Source organism: Microcystis sp. LE19-10.1B (assembly GCF_027530565.1).
Classification (GTDB): Bacteria; Cyanobacteriota; Cyanobacteriia; order Cyanobacteriales; family Microcystaceae; genus Microcystis; species Microcystis aeruginosa.
In genome coordinates, this window is the sequence record NZ_JAPZQM010000513.1 from 1 (window position 1) to 1567 (window position 1567).

Below are 1567 nucleotides of genomic sequence, written 5' to 3' on the forward strand. Positions count from 1 at the left end.
GGAACCCTTATAGAGAAAGGCATTTAGCGATTTTTGTCAATTGTTTTTGCTCTAGAGCGAACTAATCAATTAAGTCTCTTGCCAGATAAGGATTTAGTCGATTTATGCCCCCTATCGAACCATACCAAGTAACGAAGAACCTGTATTGAGACTAAATCAAAAATTAATATCTGTAGAGACGCTAAAGATAACTACCTTTTAGCCTTAGCCAAAGATAGTCAAGCTGACTTTTTAATTACAGGCGATCAAGATTTATTAATTTTGCAACAATTTGGAATAACTAAAATTGTTACTTATCAACAATTTTTAGTAATCTGTAGATTGGGTTGAGGAACGAAACCCAACTCAATTATTTAAAAGTGTTGGGTTTCACTATCGTTCAACCCAACCTACGATAATACTTTATTGATGATCGCTGTCAATTTAATTGATGCCCGTAATATGTTGTAAAATCGTATCTAATTTTTGGTTAATCTCATCACGAAACTCTTCAAAATTCGATTGAAGCCGATCAACTTTATCTTCAAGATGATCAATTTCCTCATAGACTCGATCAAAACTCCGGTTTAGCTCTCTTCCTGTCACTTGGGTATCTTCCAGACGCTCCAGGCGCCGATTAAGACTCCTCAATTGACGCTCCACTTCATAATTTTTATCGTTCGGTTCCTGAGCTTGTGCCATAGGGAAAATTGTTGAATGAGAATGTCTTAACTCAATTATATGTTAACTTATTGACTAAATAAAGGATTCTACTTCTCTTAAATCAGCTTGTAGGGTGCGTGTTTGCGCGTATTTAAAGGAAATTTGTTAATAATTAAATTATTATCGCGCCGTAACGCACCATCTTAAGAAAATGGGTGCGTTACGCTATCACTAACGCACCCTACAAGAGCCGCTACTGTGTCTGGAGTGGTTTTTATTATGATTATTTAACTGCTACCGAATATCCCCCCGTAGCAATCTCTCCCTAGTAACAGGTTTCTAGTTCCTGTTTGATATTCAGGTAGAATGAATGATATAATTGGTGCGTGGGGTGTGGCTCTCTCTTGCAAAAGCTTTTCACCTGTAGAATATAACAATCTCAGGTTTTTTGTCAAACTTAGTCTTGAGGATTTTTATAACAAATTTATGAGCTTTTTATTTGTATTTGTCACATTTTTTCAAAAAAATGGTAGATAAACAACTGAAAACTTTTATCTGGATTGGAGCATCAAAAAAGGAGCTATTAGAATTTCCTGAAGAGGTTGTTGATGAAGTTGGCTGCATTCTTTATCGTGTTCAGAATAATCAAAATCATCCTAATGTCAAAAGCTTAAAGGGGTTTAATGGTGTTTTTGAAATAGTCAGCGATTATCAAACCGATACCTATAGAACAGTTTATGCTCTTAAACTAAGCAATGCTATTTTTATTCTCCATGCCTTTAAGAACCCACATTCCGCACCCTCAACTGTCACATAAGCTGTCCCCCTCCAGAGACTTGAGTAAAAATACTTATCTGGTGAAGGTTTTCTCGGTGGCCGTTAGGGGGAGCTTGAGACCCTAATTATGAAAAAATAGGAATTGTTG

General features: G+C 36.2%; 3 protein-coding genes. 2 read left to right on the forward strand and 1 reads right to left on the reverse strand.

Annotation, left to right across the window (positions count from 1 at the left end):
- The first annotated feature begins 168 nt into the window (after positions 1 to 168).
- A complete protein-coding gene (locus O9332_RS18420; RefSeq protein WP_288026772.1) occupies positions 169 to 330 on the forward strand; it encodes a putative toxin-antitoxin system toxin component, PIN family in 162 nt (53 codons plus the stop codon).
- 93 nt (positions 331 to 423) lie between these two features.
- Here the strand turns inward: O9332_RS18420 and O9332_RS18425 are convergent, their stop codons facing one another.
- Positions 424 to 681, reverse strand: a complete 258-nt coding sequence (locus O9332_RS18425) for a hypothetical protein (protein ID WP_002762931.1) — start codon at positions 679 to 681, stop codon at positions 424 to 426.
- 487 nt (positions 682 to 1168) lie between these two features.
- Here O9332_RS18425 and O9332_RS18430 point away from each other — a divergent pair, with 487 nt between their 5' ends.
- Positions 1169 to 1459: a type II toxin-antitoxin system RelE/ParE family toxin gene (locus O9332_RS18430; RefSeq protein WP_288026770.1), complete on the forward strand. Its 291-nt coding sequence runs from the start codon at positions 1169 to 1171 to the stop codon at positions 1457 to 1459.
- Positions 1460 to 1567: the final 108 nt, after the last annotated feature.

What these genes read in the sequence shown, in the direction of transcription:
- O9332_RS18425 (WP_002762931.1), bottom strand. Translation starts at nt 681, where the DNA reads ATGGCACAAGCTCAGGAACCGAACGATAAAAATTATGAAGTGGAGCGT.
- O9332_RS18430 (WP_288026770.1), top strand. Translation starts at nt 1,169, where the DNA reads ATGGTAGATAAACAACTGAAAACTTTTATCTGGATTGGAGCATCAAAA.